This is a genomic window from Priestia sp. SIMBA_032, from assembly GCF_046535215.1.
GTDB lineage: Bacteria > Bacillota > Bacilli > Bacillales > Bacillaceae_H > Priestia > Priestia aryabhattai.
On sequence record NZ_JAWRXD010000040.1, the window covers coordinates 1 to 17,752 of the forward strand.

Here is a 17,752-nt window from a genome sequence, read left to right on the forward strand (position 1 = left end):
CAATCTTTGAATGGTCAAAGTCAATCTTTCACTTTCAAAAAGCAAAAATCTTAAATCGTATCAATTTTAAATAACATCAGCATTAAGCAGTTTAATTATGAATTAATCTTTTACTTTTCTATTTCGTACTTCATTATTAATAATGAAAAAACATTAAAAGCTAAAAGCTCTTAAGTACTTCTGTTAAAATAATACATCAAAAAAACGTAAAATTTTATTAGACACACTATTTTCACCATTCATTGTTTCCATTAGTATGTCCCTCTTTATTGGAAAAACTGTTCATTTAGAAATATGGGAAATGATGAAGGGACTACTTGGAATGATTGTCCTTCCCTCTCTTGTAACAATGTTGGTTAATCAATTTTATTCCAAATCGGTTGCAGAGAAGTGGAATAAAACTTTAGCTCCTTTTTCTAAATTAGGTTTAGCAGTGGTTGTTAGTATTAATAGTTCCGTAATTGCACCTTATATACGTCATATCGATAAAAAATTCATTCAAATTGCACTGACAATTTTTTCTATTGCTATATGCGGCTATTTTTTTGCTTGGATTCTTGGAATTTTGACGAAAAGAAGTAGGGACGAAGTGGTTGGTATGATCTATACCGGCGGTATGAGAAATATAAGTGCAGGTGCTGTTTTGGCAATAAGTTTTTTTCCCCATCCAGCAGCAGTACCCGTTGTAATCGGCATGTTATTCCAACACATACTTGCCGCGTTTTACGGACAATTAATAAAATTGGTTTATTTTAGGCCTAGTCTTAGCTCTTCTAGTAAAAATTTATAAACTAAGAGAAATTGTTATTGAATTGAAGAAGGCTAGCGCTAGATAACTGATTTTTGCTATGTTATGCCTTCCATCTTATTACGAGTGTATAATTAGGGTGACTAGATACTATGTAGCTACTCCAATAAGCTTGCCTGTTCACTCAAAAAATAAAAAAGAACCCTCACTGTAGTAGGTGAGAAGTAGGTAGTTACATAAGATGTGCTCGTTTTTTATAGCCTGGAGTTTGGCCTATTAAAGATGACCTAACGTCTAGTAGAACTTAATGAAACACAGTGGAAGGGTGGAAAATGGTATACCTCAGATCCTATAAATGGATAAAGGCAATTATATAAAAAAGAGAAGGTTTGCATAATTTACTGCAAATCAATTATAAACTCATCTTAATCATAGTTATCTTCTAAAAAGGAGGCGTGTTTATGTCAAAAGGAAAGGGAGTTAAAAAAACCATTGAAATGTTATGGGGCATTCCTATGTTTCCAGTACTCTTACTAGGGAATTTTGTATTCGGATTAGCCACGTCTTTTTTTGCACCCTATGCCTCATTGTTTGGTATTGACGAAGTCGGAATGAGCAATATGCAATTTGGCTTTTTCATGACCATTATTTCAGTGGGTGCTGTTGTTATTACCACCATTATTGGTAAAACCTCAGACCGCGTGTCCAGTCGAAAAAAATTGTTATTACTCACTACTTGTGCTGCCATTTTAGGGTACGCTGGATTTGCATTTATCCGTAACTTTTTTCTTCTTGCTTTTCTTGCTTTTTTTTTACTGGGAACAGCAGCCTCTACCGTACCTCAATTATGGGCATTTACAAGAGAAGCATTAAAAAAAAGCACAGTAGAAGAAAAAGAAACGCCTTTTATAATGAATGTTTTTCGTGCGTTTTTTGCTCTTTCTTGGACGGTGGGTCCAGCAGTGGCAGGTTGGGTATTGTATGCGATTGGATTTAAGGGACTCTTTCTATGCGTATCAGGCGGATATCTACTAGCAGCGATTACGTTAGCCTTTTTATTAAAGGATATCAAAATTGAAGTGGAAGCCAAGCCAGCCCCGGTGGTTCTGCGTAAATTCATTGTCCAATCTCATATTTTAAAGAACATTGTCGCAATGACATGTATGGCTATGGCTGCTTCTATGGCTAATTTAAACATGTCGCAATTTATTACGAAAATACTTAACGGGACAGAAAAGCAGGTAGGATTAGTAGTGAGCGTACCGCCAGTATTTGAGGTTCCATTTATGATTGCAGTAGGAATATTAGCTACAAAAATCGGTAGTCGGTTGTTGATACGATTGGGATTTGGTATTTCAGTTTTTTATTATGGACTTCTATTTTCAGTCACAGAACCGTGGCAAATTTATCCGATTCAAATATTAAGTGCTGCACAGGTCTCCATAACAGCAGGCATTGCTGTGTCGTACTTTCAGGACTTTATTCCAGATGAACCTGGGACGGCAACGGCACTATATATGAACACGACACAAGTAGGAAATGTGCTTGGCTTCCTGGGATTCGGGTTCTTTTCAAGTTTGATTGGATACCATAACTTATATTTGTTATGTACAGCACTTGTTATTGTCGGATTAACTATTTTGTTAAGTGAAAGAGGACGGAAGAAACTAAATTTAGATACTGTATAGCTACTTCAGTGAGCTTGCTTGTCCACTTGAAAACATACATACCCCACCCGGGATCATTAATTTTAAGAACGTTAAACTGTGTCTGTGCAGTATAAGACACAGTTAATCTTCTTATTCCTTGAATATAACGATTTTATATTTTAGAATTTTTTTGTGAGAACTACTTGCAGAGATGCTTTCAATCAAAAAATAACATAATTTGAAGTATAAAGGGTGACGTTCGTTGAAAGAGCAAGAATTGCACACAGTAACTCAACAACTTAACGATCTATTTGATAATTAAAAAAATGGCAAGATTACTGAAGAGTAATACAAAGAATTATCTGATGAACTGTATCGAAAACAGACAAGGTTACGATATGAACTTGAACATGAGAAAGAATTACATTATAAAGAGTTAAAAAGCTGTTAAACAAACAATTTGAAAAAAGCAGTTTCGAAAAGATACTGCTTTTTTTATTGATATTTATTGGTATCGAAGTTTTTCCACTTCTTCTATTGTAAGATCTGTCAGTTTACTTATCATTTTACTGTCTATACCTTCTTGGATCATGCCTAAAGCTACCTTCTGAATCCCTTTTTTTTCTCCTCGCTCTTCACCCAATTTTTCTGCTCTTTTCAAAGCAGATTTTTCATCCAAAAGAGCTTTTCTTCTTGCCTCATAGGCGAGTAATACTTCTGGATCTTGGCTCACACGTTCCCACTCATCTATCGCTTTCTTTAACACTTGATCTTCTTGCATCGCAATCTCCTCCAATACTTGAGTGATTTCTTCATCTTCGGATGCTTCAAGTAATAACAACCATCGCACAAGTTGATCTTCTCGTGGATCGACTTCTTTATTTCGCCATTTAATTAATAGCTTAGGTAGCTCCATAAAATGAATTTCCAGCATATCTGTTAAAAGCAATTTTTGTTCTCGCTCATATAACTGAAAGGCAGAATGATAATGATGCATATGTGATAAATAACGGAAGTTCACAATGTTAATGGTAATGGTTTTACAAAGCTCTCCATAGTCCATGCCTTCTTTCATTTGACTACTATACATTTTGGACCAGTAATAGAGCGTTCGTTTTTCCATGTCATGTTTATTATTAAGCTGAATTTCAATATTGACACGACTTCCATCTTCTAGCTGCGCGTGTACATCCAAAATAGAACGTTTATCTTCTTGATTTTCTTTATTAAAATGAGGATCTAATAATTGAACCGTTTGAATTTTCTTCTCATCTGGAAAACGGAGTGCTGCGTTTAAAAAGGCAGCTAAAATAGATTCATTTCCATGTGTGCCAAATAGTGATTTAAACGCAAAGTCGACACGTAAATCTAATCGTTTTGTCATAATATCCTCCATCATCTCCATGTTTGTTATTAGTATACCATGGCTGTATGCATTCTTTCTATTTCTCGCTTTATAGCGTAATAAAGTGGCCATCAGGCATCTTTTGTCCTTCATTATTTATAAAGACAAAAAGTTTAAAAATAAAAGCTCTACAGTACTTCTGTTAAAAAAACTCATAAAAAATGACGCGAATCTCTTGTAGACAAAGCGATATAATTCATAAAAATAACTACAGTTTTAAGTGAATTGTAGCTTTATGGTTTTACTTACATTATAAAAGGCACTTGCTATATGCAAGTGCCTTTTGCTACGTTGATATTTCTAAACAGCTATTATAAAAATAGATGCTCTTAAAGAGGTGACGAGTTCATGTCGGAAAACAAAGTCATCTCTTATTATAGACCAAATTCCTTTATGCTGATACTAAAGTACAATAGTAAAAACACTATTTAGATCACCTTAAGTCCAACTATAACAAAATAGATAGCCTTCGAGATAAGTCAATGTTAATCACTAGAAACTTATAGAAAGGATTTTAGGGTTTATTTACCTTAAAAATGCTCTTTCTTTGCTCCTGTTTAACGCGTTTTAAGCGCAACTCTATTTTTTTATCTAACGTTTTATGTACGATTTTGATGATTGTACATATAAACAGTAAGATTACAGTTATAATTACAGATCGTGGTACGTGAAAGCAGAAGCAAAGTATGGCTACAAGTAGGGATATAGCACAAATAAAATTGATTATCCATTTTCTACTTCTATGAGCTTCAAGGTTTCTTTCAAGGAACTGCTTTTGTCCTTCTTCCCTTTTTATACCTTCTAAATTATTGTGTGTAAGATTCATCGTTGTTTCTCCCCAAGAAAAATAATTTTGTATAATCTACGTATTAGTTTGTTCCCAAGCTGGCGCCTTCTCGGAACAAATAACTCATAGTTTTTTCCTTTTTATTATAAATTAAACAAGATTAAAAGTTATAACTAATTTTTCACAAAATATCCAACTAGTGAACTTTCTGTTTATTAAACAAGAGTAATGTTAAATTTTATTCCTCTCTTTCAAGGCCATAGCATAGTTGGATAGCACCAAAAAAGAAAGCTTGTTACAATGGTTTATACTTACTTCCTTCATGTAGTCACTTTACACAAATCGAACATCAATAAGTTGGTTTAACTTCATTTTGTTCTTTAATTCAAACATTATCGCATTTGCTATTTGACCTCTTCGGAGTGATGATTGTAGATACCATGGTTGCCCATCAAATTTTTAAAATTGTAGACGCATTAGGTCTTCTTGGGGTAAAAACGATCTTAATTGGTATCCGTCCTGAAGTTGCTCAGACAATGATTCTACTAGGAATTGGTTTTAGCAAAATAATGATAAAAGCAAATCTAGAGCAAGCGCTTCTTGGTTTAAATTTAACTATAGATATTTTAGAATAAATGTTTTTATCCAATTTGAATGAATAAAATGTGAATGAATTCCATATACATCTTTAGTTGGCGCAATCACCGTTAGTGGTAAATATATATTCATTCTTTCTGTAATAATTAGTTTTTTATGTTTATTTTTCAACTCAAAGGGTAAAGTAATACATTGGATTGGAATTCTAGAAGAAACATGTCTTTATTTGTTAAAGATTTGTTTTCTTCTTCCATCAGAAAAAAATAACTTAATAACCATAATTTATATATATATGAATATTATAGGAGAGTCCTTAAATGATACTTATTAAAAATCAGGAAGAAGTAATTCGAGAAGCAAAACATCAATTACATACCACTATGGATGACTATCAAACAAAAATTATCTCTATTTTTGATAAGCAGCATATACCTATGAGTAAACGGATTGATTTAATGATTCTTCTGTCGGACATAAAAGAGCAGGCTGTATTGATTGGAAAACAGGCTGCAATTAGAGGGAAATCAGAATACGAAGGAAAAAATCAATTAATTACAGAAGTTGTAGATGAAGTTCCCTTCCAATACAGTGAAAAAACGGTAACTGATTTAGAAAATAATATACAAATTATCAAAAAGAAGATTGAAGATATGGCAAGAGAGTGCGAATTAGATTCGGAACTAGTTAACCTAAAAGCCCTTTTACTTAATTTAAAGGTAACTAGTTATATAAATGGGCATTATGAAATGTATGTAAAAGATAATACCTTATCCAGCAAAAGATCCTAGTATGCTGAGATCGTTTTTTTCTGCTTTTACACTATATATTGTATACATTTTTCGTTATCATACTACCTCTTATAGGGAGTAATAAAGCTCGTAAAAATGAAAAAATATAAGTATCATAATAGAGTTGACCCTTGTGGGAGTGAGGTAACTTAGAACTGTTAAAACCACGGTGAAAAAGATGTAAATAAAATATATGTTTAAAGGGTAGAGATAAAAAGTGCCTTATTAAAATTATATTTTTAAGGAGGTATTTACAATTGAGTAGTACATCTAGATTCAAAATGCAGATTTACAGTCCTCAATGGGGGGATAAGGACCTTTATCATTTTAAAAAAACAAAAAGAGGATGGGAATTTGAAAACTATAGATGTAAAGGTGAAGTAGATAAAGGGGGTAATCCATTATTTTACAAGGCCCTTGTTACTGAATCTCTTTCGTATCCTAATCACTTAGAGGAATATCTCTCCATCGTTTGGGAAAAAGTTGAAGTTTTAAATAAAGAACAAATTCAAAATACTTTTGATGAAATATCTGAATGGGTATCAACTAGCAAAAATGATCCCAATTAATCCATTATAACTCTGAAAAACTGTGTACAGCCAAGGGAATATTAACGGTTAGATTTAAGTCGACATACTGGACACGTTAAACAGAGGGAAATACAAAAAAGATTTCGATTTAACACTTAATATATATAGTTTTAAAGAAGCAATTGAAGAAAAAATATAGATAAGTAAAGAAAAAAGCCAGACTATTTAAAAACAGTCTGGCCTCCTAAGATAACATGTGCATTGAAATCAAAAGATATCTGGATTATAGCATATTCTAGGTGTCCGTAGAAGAATAGGTTGAGAATCTTCATATTTAGTTGAAAGTCCGAACTAATTAAAATAAAAAAAGGTGCTTTTCCTCAGGAAAAGCACCTTTTTTCGAAATTAAAGTATTGGTTAAATATATTATAACATATTTTGCTTTGAAAATGTAGGGAAACTTTTTCATAGATAAGGTGCAGTACGATTAATAGAGATTGAAACTAGCACGTATTCTGTTTTTTAGAATCGCCCTTCAAAGTAATTTTGACGTTTTCATCGATTTAAAATTTCAATGAGGTATATTTTAAATTTTATTTGAATGTATGTTTTGAACCATATAAAAAGGGGTAAAGTAACTTAATTTTATTTCAGATAATTTTCAAATAAGAAAAATGGTTAATATGTTGAACAAACTGTAATAATGAATCTGGAGGGAAGGTATGTCAATTAATAAAGAAGTTTTCTATCGCGGTAAACGATTTAAGATTATTCATATTTATAGTTCTGGTTATTGTGAGCTTAGAAAAGTTAGCGATCCTTTTAAAGTAGAACTAGCTTTATTAAATGATATCCTACTAACAGGATAATGATTACTGCATACTCGTATTTAACTAACTAAACCGAATTAATTTGATTTTTGTTATTAAATAAACATATTAATCATTTTTTTGATAAAAATAGAAGCCAAATTCTTTATATATAAAGAATTTGGCTTCTATTAATGTTGATTATATGAACTAAAAGTGTATATCATGTACAGCGTAAAAATAGAAAAATTTAATTTTACAAACAATTAGTCATTATTACGTTTGTTGTTGGATTTGCCACCCTTTTCACCGATTTCCTGATAGAATTCTTTGTCATGGTTTTTAGCTGTAGCTTCTCCGCCTTTTTCGCCGATCTCTTGATAAAATTCCTTATCATGATTTTTAGCTGTAGCTTTGCCACCCATTCTTCCAGCTTCTTCACGGCTCATTTTGTCATTATTTTTATTAGTTGTCATTTTACATTCCTCCTAATAATTTTTAATATGTTTTTTATCTTCCACGTTAAAAAGGAGCTAAACTATTTATCTTTATTTTCCTAATAATTGAGAATCATTTCCCTTTTTTTATTTTGTAACTCCTTTTTTTGAAAAATCCTACTTATATTTGCTGATATGCTTTCTTTTAATATCAGGGCACCTATAAATTACATTATGCTAACTAAAAACATATAATTTTTCGAATAGACTACTTCATTAATGTCTACAGCTTTTGTGTTTTCTTGTGATTTTTTGATATGTTTTGTAGAAAACGTTTTCATTCTGTCTTATATTGCTCATAATATTTTTTGTTGGCTCTATCTTTTTATTATAGACCTACTAAATTTCCTAGAGATGAAAAATTCCGATGAGGTGAGAAGAAGCTATGTTAATAGTAGTCAATCCAGTAGGTCAAATAAAAGACTTACAAAAGTGTATTATGAAAAAAAGGAAAGAATTAATTGATCTAGGTAGTAATTATGGACTTTTAGATGAAAAAACAATTAACTGTAGTCAAGATTTGGACAAACTTATAAATTTGCATATGAAATCTTATTCTAGTTCAACTAACATGTTTTTAGATAATGGAGGGGATTTATCTAGAATGAGACAGTCGTATGGTAATTATAAAGGTAGTGATTTCAAATATGGGGTAAAAGCCGCGGAGCTTGCAAGAAGTAATATTCGTTTTTGTTCTGCCCAATTGATTGCTCATTCAAATCTAGCAACATTTGGAGTATGTACTGCTTTAGTTCTCGTTGGTAATGGAACTAAAGCATGTTCTGTTGCTCTTCGAAATTTACGAGAGTTAACAACTCATTCGTGAAAATCTATCTTTTCTAACGCTTTAAACTAAATTTATAAGTACTTAAAAAACATCAAATTAGAAAAAGTTGATGTTTTTTTAAGCACTTTAAGCTCAGAAAGTGATACTAATTTAACTTTTCCTAATGAATCTTGGTCCTTAATTTCACCAGCACCATTGTTATATAACCTCAAAACAGTATAATTTTTTCTTTAAATATGACATTACAATCAATCTTCACTAATTATCTTGAGAGCGTAAGGTTTTCTAAATAATCTTTTAAGGATACTAATTCATCAGTGTTTTATTTATTTTGGGAAAACAGGGAATCTTTGAAGACTCGTCGTATTAATATTGATAAAGAGGTGGTTGAATTGAAACAATTAATTATTAATAATGTTGAATTTAACGTTGAAAATTTTGAAGAAAAAACAATTACACATTCCACTACAGGCGAGCAGCTAAAAAAGATTGGCTTTGCATTCTCGGTTACAGGAAAAAAAGATTATAATTTATATGATTTATTTTTCGAAAGTCCCAATTTTGAACTTACTATTGTTGATACAAATGAGAAACTTAAAATAAAAAATATTTCACACAGTACTTTTTATCAAGCAGCAGAGATATCAGATGACACAAAAGTCGTATTTAGAATTAAGTTACAACAAGAACCAGCCAAAGAAAAAGAACTTACAAAAGATCAGAAGTTGATGGTTAATGTCGTAAATGAGGCTGTTTTATCTAGAGTAAGATTTAAAGCGTTAGAAGAAATACTAGAAGAAAAAGGGTTAATCAAAGGTGATGAATTATTTGATAAGATTGAAAAAGTAGCTAAAAGAGACTTTGACACGTTAAAGAAAGAACTACTTTATGGTAAAGAAGAAATAAATCCATAAAAGCACCCCTATTGGATCAAGGTGCCTATTTAATTTTCCATAAAGATACTTTTTTGTATATTACCTCTAACAAAATCCATTATGTTAAACTATTCTTGCAGGTCAAATGGTTGCTTCTACTTTAATTGACCATTTTGGATTAATAGGAGTGCAAATGCATTCTTTAAGTATTCCTAGAGTGATAGGGATACTTTTAATCATTTTTGGAGTTATCATCATCCGAAAATTTTAAAATGTATTAATAGAAGAAAATAGTTTTGAAATCGACTATAAACCTAACGTAATAAAATATAAAAAATAACTAATGCTTACCTAAACAAGCACTAACTATTTCTTATTTTAGTTAGTGCTTGTTTTGAATAAGTTTTTATTATGATTACGCGTATACTCCATATATTTTTGATGCGTTTCTTCCTCTTATTCTCCCAAAAACGTTCGTGAAATTGTATGATTTTAAAAAGGCGTTCGTAATTAAATTTTAAACTTAAACGAACGGTTAAAATGATAGATTTTATATTCAAAACAAAAGTCCGTAAAGGTATACTTTTACGGTCAAAATATTTAAATCTATTATAAGATGTTAAAATTATCGTTAACAAAAAAGAAAGCTACCCCATCGTTGCAAGGCGGATAGCTTTTAGGGAATTTATAAGCTTCAATTTATAAAAAAGTCTGAATAATTGTACGACAAATCTATAAATAAGGCGATATAGGACAACCTTATACATGCGTATAAAAGGCTGCATAATTCATAATAGAGATCCCTTTGAAATTCCTTGAGGCGCACAAAAGATTTTTTTCTACTTGGTTTCTTTAAAATACATAATGTAAACTTAGATAAAGTAGGCTAAGACATTTATATTTACATATTCAATAAAAATTGTGTAAGATAAATATCATTTTCTGCTTAAAAGTTGTACCATGCAGTATCCTGAGAAGGGGTTATATATATTATGAAAAATCCAAAAGTAAGTGTAAAAGTAGATACTAATGAATTTATATGGGATAAAAATGAAGGTTTATTTACCTTCGATGGGGCTCCTGCCTTATTATTTTGGGACTCCGCGATTGAACTCTTTTTTAAAACTATTGAAGAGGTTTCAGGAAGCGACGTGTCTATAACTGTTTTTGAAGCTACAGGATTTCGTATGGGTCACTTAGTGAGTAATTACTATCAAGATCGCTTTGATATTCTAGAAGTAATTGAACAATACAAGGATATCTATAGAAATGCAGGCTGGGGAAATGTCGAGATTGTTTCCTTTTCTTTAGAGGAGAAAAAGGTGATTATTCGATTAAAGAATAGTTGGGAACATCGAATATTCCAACTGATGGATAGAGAACAATCTGGGGTATTACTACCAAGCCATTGGGCTGGGGTATTTAGTGGGCTTTTAAAAGAGAACATGTGGTATAAAATCAAAAAAAATCAATTAATGGGTCATGACTATGAGGAGATTGAAATTACAGTTTCCTCTACTACTCCCTCTTCAAATATACATAAGTTAGCGAGAGAGAAAGAACAACAACGTATATGTGAACTTGAAAGCAAAGTCGAAGAACGGACTGCACAATTAACTTCCCTCGTGAAAGACCTATCATCACCTGTGATTCCTGTACTAGATGGTATCCTTGTTATTCCGTTGATAGGTCGGTTTACGGAAGAACGCTTTGAGGAATTAATTGAAAAAGCGTTACATGAATTTTCTAGAAGACAGGCTAGCCATTTATTAATTGATTTGACAGGGATGAATCAATTTGATGAATTTACTATTCATGGATTAGAACGATTGATACAGGCGATTGGTTTACTCGGGGGAGAATGTACTCTTGTAGGAGTATCGCCATCCCTTAGTATTCAATTTATTAAATCAGAAATAAGTCTGAATACCTTAACCTCATTTTCTACATTGCAACACGGTGTCCAATACGCACTTGAACAAAGTGGCTTAGAAATAGTTAAAAAGAAAAAAAGAAATACTCTTTGACTATTTTTATAGGGCCAAGCATATGTATAAAAGGTGCACTTTTTATACATCGTAGCTTCAATCACCTCAAGAGGAAAAGCTTTCATATCAAGGATGTATAAAAAGCTGCATAAAACAGAAACACACTCTTGTTGGAACCCTTACTGCCAGAAGGGTTCTTTCGCTTGCTTGGTTCCGTTAAGAGACATTATGTCAACTACCTTTGTATATCGTATACAGCGTAAAAACAGAAAAAAACTACCGGCTCATCAGGACCGGTAGCTTTTTCTGTGACATAATTAGAAGATAGTTTTGATGCTTTTCCACATCATGAGTAGTTTGCTCAAAATATTGGATGTTATTCATAATGGATAATTCACTTAAAATGGGATAATGAATATCATGCAATTTGTAAGTTAATATAGCATTTCCACTTTTACTTTCCCTTTTATAATTAGCAAAGATTTTCTGAACTAAATTAGCTAATATATACTAATTTCTTATTCGAAAAAAGGGCGCTTTCCTGTAATAAGGAAAGGGCTTTATTCAATTTTAGAGCCATTTAATTGAATAAAATTTCTGGATAAATAGGATAATAAATAAAAATTGTATCTTGTGAGGGTTCTTATGATTAATAAAAGAAAGGCTTTATCATTTAGTACACTAGTTATTCCCTGGTTAACTACTCCATTGATAGGGGAAAATTCTTTTGTTCGTTTTCTTCCAGTCGCAACTTTTATTGGTTATATCTTTAGTCTTTTAGGCGAAATAGCTGATAGACGTAAGTGGTGGAAAGTAAAAAATGCTTTATTTCCAAATTATCGTTTAGATTTCTCTTACCTTTTAGGCTTATTTTTTATAACAACTATTTGGGTGTTTAAATTAACATACGGTAGCTTTATAAAGTACTTAACATTAAATATAGTTCTCGATTATCTTCTTTCATTCCCTATCGCAAAGTTTTTCAAAAAGGTAGGGGTTTTTGAGTTTAAGAAAATGAGACCTAAACATTTTTTCATTTTGTCGGTTTCAACTGCAATTATTATCTACCTTTATCAATCCTTAGTGGAACGAGTTATCTTTAAAGAAGTAAATCAAAATAAGTAAGATATTACATAGATTTTGAATAGGAATCACAAAAATGATCAAATTTCTTTATAAAAAGAATGATTCAATTGAATATATTAAAAGCGCATTTTAATCAACCTATTTTTCAAAACACGCTCTTTCTTTTGTACTTTCATAAAGGTTCATTTTATTAACTAAAAATCCAGATGTTCTATCATTTGATTATACTATGTATATTGAACAAACCTTAATATTAACAAAATAAAAAGCTGCCTCGGAGCGTTAGGAGAGGCAGCTTTTTATAAAACTAAATATGAACAGTTTCCTCTAATTGATATTTTAGGTTGTCACTATATCATTTGCAGAAAACTGCCTTTTTTATGCCTTTTAGGAATGGATTTAATCTTATTCAAGGTTTTTTTATCGTTTTATACATTGAAATGAGTGTATTTTGAAATTTATAACGTCCGGTAAACTTCATTATGTTAACGAGAATTGGGCATGAGATCCATCTTTTTCGGGAGATAAAAAAGAATAATTTAGGAAAATAAATCAAATACTTAAGCTAAATACATATACTTAGGAGGCATCGATGGTTAAACATAATGTAAGGTTATCAAGCCCCGAAATTGGCGGTTTATGGGGAGTTTATATTCAAGAAACCATGTCTGTTTGCTTGTTAAACTATTTTCTTCATCACCTAAAAGATAATGAAATAGAGCCTATTTTACAAAAATCTTTGTATATCTCTCATACACATATAAACCAAATCAAAAATATTTTTTCTGAGGAGAATATCCCTTTACCTGATGGATTTACAGATAAAGATATTAATTTATCAGCTCCTCCCCTTTTTTATGATCTTTTTGCCCTGAGCTTTGTCTACTCCATGAGCCGTATGGGAATGGTTAACTTGGGATTTGCTACTTCTACAGTTGCTCGAGCAGATGTTCTTGCTTTTTTCACAAACGCATTGAATGAGGCTACAGAACTCTATGCAGAATCCACTACTTTAATGTTATCTAAAGGCATTTATGATAGACCTCCCATGATTACCTATCCTGAGAAGGTCGAATACGTAAAAAAACAATCTTATATAGTAGCAGCCGTAGGGAAAAAAAGACCTTTAAATGCTATCGAGCTTACTGAAATGTTCTTTAATATTGAGCGTAACTATTTTTCTATTTTACTCTGTATAGGTCTATTACAAGTGGTTAAGGATAAAGAAATCAAAAATTATATAAAAAATGGGATGGAAATATCAGAAAAACAGATTAATTTCTTTAATGATCTTTTAAAAAAAGAAGATCTTCTCGGTACAGTTCCTGTTAGCATGGAAGTGACGAATTCAACCGATTCCCCTTTTTCTGAGAAGCTAATTGTTGCACTCTTTCATTTTTTAAATTCTATTGACGTCACACTTATTGGACATGCTTTGTCTCTATCTATGAGGTTGGATTTAGCTACTTACTATAGTAAATTGATTGGAGAAATATTAATTTATGCTGAAAAGGGATTCAATATTATGGTAGAACGACAATGGTTAGAGCAACCACCTCAAGCACCAAATAGAAAGGAATTAAAGAGGTCATAACATAACTTACTAAGAGCAAATAATGATCCTAAAATCTGTTATTTGATGACCGTTCAGAAAAATGCCATTTATAAACTGAAAAGCCCTTGATAAAAGGGCTTTTCAGCATGATACTGCGGGTAATTTTGATTATGGTAACTAAAAATGAATATGGGATACACTCTAAAAAGAGAAAAAGAATGCTCCTTACCAGTCAAAAGAGGCAGCCTTTTTCTATACAGTGATTGAAATGTTGTGTTGACGCTTTGTTGCATCTTGAATAGTTTACCCCCGGCAGTAAAAAATATGTACATACATAAAAAATGAAGTATATTTTAAATTTTATTTGAATGTATGTTTTGAAACATATAAAAAAGGGAACAGTAACTTAATTTTATTCCAGATAAATTTTAAATAAGAAAAATGGTTAATATGTTGAACAAACTGTAATAATGAATCTGGAGGGAAGGTATGTCAATTAATAAAGAAGTTTTATATCACGGTAAACGATTTAAGATTATTCATATTTATCGTTCTGGTTATTGTGAGCTTAGAAAAGTTAACGATCCTTTTAAAGTAGAACTAGCTTTATTAAATGATATCCTACTAACAGGATAATACTTACTGCATATTCTTATTTAACTAACCAAACCGCATTAATTTGATTTTTGTTATTAAATAAACATATTAATCATTTTTTGATAAAAATAGAAGCCAAATTCTTTATATATAAAGAATTTGGCTTCTATTAATGTTAATTATGTGAACTAAAAATGCATATGCTATACCGCGTAAAAACAGAAAAGTTCAATTTTACAAACAATTAGTCATCAGTACGTTTATTGTTGGATTTGCCACCCTTTTCACCAATCTCTTGGTAAAATTCCTTGTCATGATTATTAGCTGTAGCTTTGCCACCCATTCTTCCAGCTTCTTCACGGCTCATTTTGTCATTATTTTTATTAGTTGTCATTTTACATTCCTCCTAATAATTTTTGATATATATTTTGTCTTCCACGCTAAAAAAGAGCTAAACTATTTATTTTTATTTTCCTAATAATTGAGAATCATTTCCCTTTTTTTCATTTTGTAACTCCTCTTTTTTGAAAAAATCTTACTTATATTTGTTGATATGCTTTCTTTCAATGTGAGAGTACCTATAAAAATCCATTATGTTAACAAGATTTCAAATAAAAACCAAAGGATTTTTACTTTTTAGAATAGAATAGTTTCTTATAGAGTCATAAAGGGGCTGATTTCGTGTCTAAACAAATGAAAGACATAAATGAAATAAAACTTTTAGATTCTGAAATTTATTTATGTAATCAGATTAAAGACTTGTTGAAAAAGAGAGATCAAAGAAATCGATATTCTAAACGACATTATACAGAACATGAGGTCTTACAAATTGCTTTAAATAGATTAATGAGTGAATTAATTTCTAGACAGTAGAACATCAATATTACTTAAAATGTTACATATCGAATGTACGTAAGTTAAGAAAAGAGAAGGTCAACCATGTGACCTTCTCTTTAAGTTTATAGATTCTTCAAAGAGACATTACGTTAGCTAAAAATGTATAGAGTATATAGTCTAAATAGAGAAAAACTACAGGTGCGTTCAATAGATTCTTCTGTTCATTAGTTGTTTTTTGTTTCGAATCAGGCAGGTTAGAATTTGGTTTAAGAAACCTTGCAGAAAACAGTAATATCAGTTTTTAAAGGCTTAAGATAATAGATATGCTAGAAAAAGGTTATGCTAAGAAAAAAGCCTGAGGAGATTATGTATGGAAACCATTAAACCCATCAAAATAGGATCTAAAGAATCATACCCTCATGAGAAACTGACATCTGCAGAAGTGGGAAAACTTTGGGCCACTTATATGGGAAATAGTATGTCTACGCGTATTCTTAGTTACTTTCTCCAACATGTTGAAGACCAAGAGATCAAAACATTGCTGGAACATGCGTTAAACTTGAGTGAGGAATTTCAACGTACAATAAAAGAAATATTCGTCAAAGAAAAAATTCCCGTTCCCCATGGTTTTACGGAAGAAGACGTGAACCTTGGAGCTCCTAGATTATTTGAAGATGAGTTCTATGTACATTATTTAAAGTATGTTGGAAAGGCAGGAATGAGCATCTATAATGTGGCGGTGCCTTTAATGTATAGAGAAGATGTACGGAATTTTTATCTTCATTGTATGAATTCTACTATGGAACTAATGGAACAGATCAAGACGATTTTAATGAATAAAGGATTCATTATTAAACCACCGATCATTCCTATAGCAGAAAATGTGAAGATAGCTAGTCCTGGTTATCTGAAAGGCTTCATGGGAGATGTTCGTCCTTTACACGCTTTAGAAATTGCCCATTTATACGACAATATTGAGAGTAACGTAACAAGTAAGACATTAATTATGGCATTTGGTCAAGTCGCAAAAATGGATAAGGTTCGAGAAGTATTTAAAAAAGGGGAAGAAATCACTCTTAGATCCGTGGATCATTACATGGAGAAGCTGCGGGATGATAACCTACCTGCTCCTTCATTACTTAGTCATTTAGTCACAACCTCCACCTTTTCGCCCTTTTCTGATAAATTAATGTTATTTCACAAGGTAGATATGTTTTCAATGAAAATACGAGCATTTGGAAATTCAGTAGCTGTCAATGGAAGACATGATCTAGTCGCACTATATGGTAAGTCCCTAGCAGACATATTTATGTTTGTGGAGGAGGCATCTAAGCTTATGATGGAAAATGGATGGATGGAAGTACCGCCAGAAGCTACGAATCGAGAAGATTTAGCTTCAAATTAGTATACTTAATAAAGAGGAAAAAATAACAAAAAAGCCCTTAATAAAAGGGCTTTTTTCTTTAAGTTGAATTAATAATAGTCGTTAAATGATGCTCTATTGCATCTTGAGTAGTTTACTCATAAATAAAGAATTTTATTTGTTATGGAGCAAGTTTCTCTTTATAACTCCTATGTAAATAGGAAGAATAATACTGAATACAATCAAATAGGCAATTATAGAGAAAATAAAAAAGCTCCAATTTTTCATTTTTAAATACCCTGTTTGTATCATTAGCCATTCAATTAGAGTTGATATTAAGGTGAAAAGAAGAACAAGGATCCATTTGTTGGTTTTTTTGAAGTAGTTTAGATAGATAACAGAAAGTGATGTAGGAATAAAATTATAACTCACAAATTCACCAAGTCCCGTAATTTTAGGGTTACCTAGATCCACCCAGTCTAACATTCTCCCCACTACCGTATCAGAATTCCAAGCTACATAACCTACAACTCCAAAAGTAATATAAAATTCTAACCAGTTAATTTTTCTTTTAGGCATGAAAAGGGCAAATAATAATAATAGAAAAGCTACAGAGATGGGAAACCAAATTCCTCTTGCAGATAAATCTAAATTTTTGATGATTGAGTGCATAATTAGATACCTCTTTTTTTGAAGATATATTTATTTTCTCCTAATTATCAAAATTCATTTAAATAATTAAATTTTAGGATTTTATCTGCTGCCTATAATTGTGAATATGTTAATGTAGTGTAGTGTTTCTCCTCAAAAACGGAAATCCATTTTTGAGGGAATCACTCTTTTTATGTGGAAAA

The 17,752-nt window shown here is 31.3% G+C and carries 17 protein-coding genes and 2 pseudogenes; 15 read left to right on the top strand and 4 right to left on the bottom strand.

The annotated features are described in order from the left end of the window. The first annotated feature begins 211 nt into the window (after positions 1–211). Entirely contained in the window at positions 212–790 is a 579-nt protein-coding gene (locus SB717_RS32040; RefSeq protein ID WP_410906763.1) for a bile acid:sodium symporter family protein, read from the top strand. Positions 791–1,209: 419 nt separating this feature from the next. Then, the gene (locus SB717_RS32045) at positions 1,210–2,436 is read left to right on the top strand and encodes a sugar efflux transporter (protein WP_221791260.1); all 1,227 of its coding nucleotides are present in this window, start codon (positions 1,210–1,212) and stop codon (positions 2,434–2,436) included. A gap of 466 nt (positions 2,437–2,902) precedes the next feature. Here the strand turns inward: SB717_RS32045 and SB717_RS32050 are convergent, their stop codons facing one another. Next, on the bottom strand, positions 2,903–3,781 hold the full coding sequence (locus SB717_RS32050; RefSeq protein ID WP_374149530.1) for an Rpn family recombination-promoting nuclease/putative transposase: 879 nt from the start codon (positions 3,779–3,781) through the stop codon (positions 2,903–2,905). Between the two features lie 1,200 nt (positions 3,782–4,981). Here SB717_RS32050 and SB717_RS32055 point away from each other — a divergent pair. The 4 genes and pseudogenes from SB717_RS32055 to SB717_RS32070 form a co-directional block, all read left to right on the top strand. Continuing rightward, positions 4,982–5,224, top strand: a pseudogene (locus SB717_RS32055) (STAS domain-containing protein); the annotation flags it as partial. 279 nt (positions 5,225–5,503) lie between these two features. After that, the gene (locus SB717_RS32060) at positions 5,504–5,974 is read left to right on the top strand and encodes a hypothetical protein (protein WP_410906741.1); all 471 of its coding nucleotides are present in this window, start codon (positions 5,504–5,506) and stop codon (positions 5,972–5,974) included. A 257-nt stretch (positions 5,975–6,231) separates the two neighbouring features. Next, the gene (locus tag SB717_RS32065) at positions 6,232–6,543 is read left to right on the top strand and encodes a hypothetical protein (RefSeq protein WP_410906743.1); all 312 of its coding nucleotides are present in this window, start codon (positions 6,232–6,234) and stop codon (positions 6,541–6,543) included. A gap of 683 nt (positions 6,544–7,226) precedes the next feature. Beyond that, a complete protein-coding gene (locus SB717_RS32070) occupies positions 7,227–7,373 on the top strand; it encodes a hypothetical protein (RefSeq protein WP_221791268.1) in 147 nt (48 codons plus the stop codon). 206 nt (positions 7,374–7,579) lie between these two features. On the opposite strand, the gene SB717_RS32075 is transcribed toward SB717_RS32070, so the two are convergent. Next, positions 7,580–7,789: a KGG domain-containing protein gene (locus tag SB717_RS32075; protein ID WP_221791270.1), complete on the bottom strand. Its 210-nt coding sequence runs from the start codon at positions 7,787–7,789 to the stop codon at positions 7,580–7,582. Between the two features lie 406 nt (positions 7,790–8,195). Between SB717_RS32075 and SB717_RS32080 the strand changes: the two genes are divergently transcribed. The 7 genes from SB717_RS32080 (at position 8,196) to SB717_RS32110 (ending at position 14,737) form a co-directional block, all read left to right on the top strand. Beyond that, positions 8,196–8,636 (top strand): Spo0E family sporulation regulatory protein-aspartic acid phosphatase, encoded by a 441-nt coding sequence (locus SB717_RS32080; protein WP_410906745.1) that lies wholly within the window; start codon positions 8,196–8,198, stop codon positions 8,634–8,636. Between the two features lie 353 nt (positions 8,637–8,989). Next, entirely contained in the window at positions 8,990–9,511 is a 522-nt protein-coding gene (locus SB717_RS32085; protein ID WP_410906747.1) for a hypothetical protein, read from the top strand. Between the two features lie 91 nt (positions 9,512–9,602). Continuing rightward, complete coding sequence (locus SB717_RS32090; RefSeq protein ID WP_410906765.1) at positions 9,603–9,743, top strand: DMT family transporter; 141 nt, start codon at positions 9,603–9,605, stop codon at positions 9,741–9,743. Positions 9,744–10,464: 721 nt separating this feature from the next. Further along, on the top strand, positions 10,465–11,499 hold the full coding sequence (locus tag SB717_RS32095) for an STAS domain-containing protein (RefSeq protein ID WP_410906749.1): 1,035 nt from the start codon (positions 10,465–10,467) through the stop codon (positions 11,497–11,499). A gap of 606 nt (positions 11,500–12,105) precedes the next feature. Continuing rightward, positions 12,106–12,585, top strand: coding sequence for a hypothetical protein (locus SB717_RS32100; RefSeq protein WP_410906751.1), 480 nt, complete (start codon positions 12,106–12,108; stop codon positions 12,583–12,585). Positions 12,586–13,138: 553 nt separating this feature from the next. Beyond that, positions 13,139–14,140, top strand: coding sequence for a DUF3231 family protein (locus tag SB717_RS32105; protein ID WP_410906753.1), 1,002 nt, complete (start codon positions 13,139–13,141; stop codon positions 14,138–14,140). Positions 14,141–14,590: 450 nt separating this feature from the next. Continuing rightward, positions 14,591–14,737, top strand: a complete 147-nt coding sequence (locus SB717_RS32110; protein ID WP_410906755.1) for a hypothetical protein — start codon at positions 14,591–14,593, stop codon at positions 14,735–14,737. Between the two features lie 211 nt (positions 14,738–14,948). Here the strand turns inward: SB717_RS32110 and SB717_RS32115 are convergent. Then, positions 14,949–15,092 (bottom strand): annotated as a pseudogene (locus tag SB717_RS32115) (KGG domain-containing protein); the annotation flags it as partial. Positions 15,093–15,379: 287 nt separating this feature from the next. Between SB717_RS32115 and SB717_RS32120 the strand changes: the two are divergent. Continuing rightward, complete coding sequence (locus SB717_RS32120) at positions 15,380–15,571, top strand: hypothetical protein (RefSeq protein WP_410906757.1); 192 nt, start codon at positions 15,380–15,382, stop codon at positions 15,569–15,571. Between the two features lie 334 nt (positions 15,572–15,905). Beyond that, positions 15,906–16,940, top strand: a complete 1,035-nt coding sequence (locus tag SB717_RS32125; RefSeq protein WP_410906759.1) for a DUF3231 family protein — start codon at positions 15,906–15,908, stop codon at positions 16,938–16,940. 132 nt (positions 16,941–17,072) lie between these two features. On the opposite strand, the gene SB717_RS32130 is transcribed toward SB717_RS32125, so the two are convergent. Beyond that, the gene (locus SB717_RS32130) at positions 17,073–17,570 is read right to left on the bottom strand and encodes a hypothetical protein (protein WP_410906761.1); all 498 of its coding nucleotides are present in this window, start codon (positions 17,568–17,570) and stop codon (positions 17,073–17,075) included. Positions 17,571–17,752 lie beyond the last annotated feature (182 nt).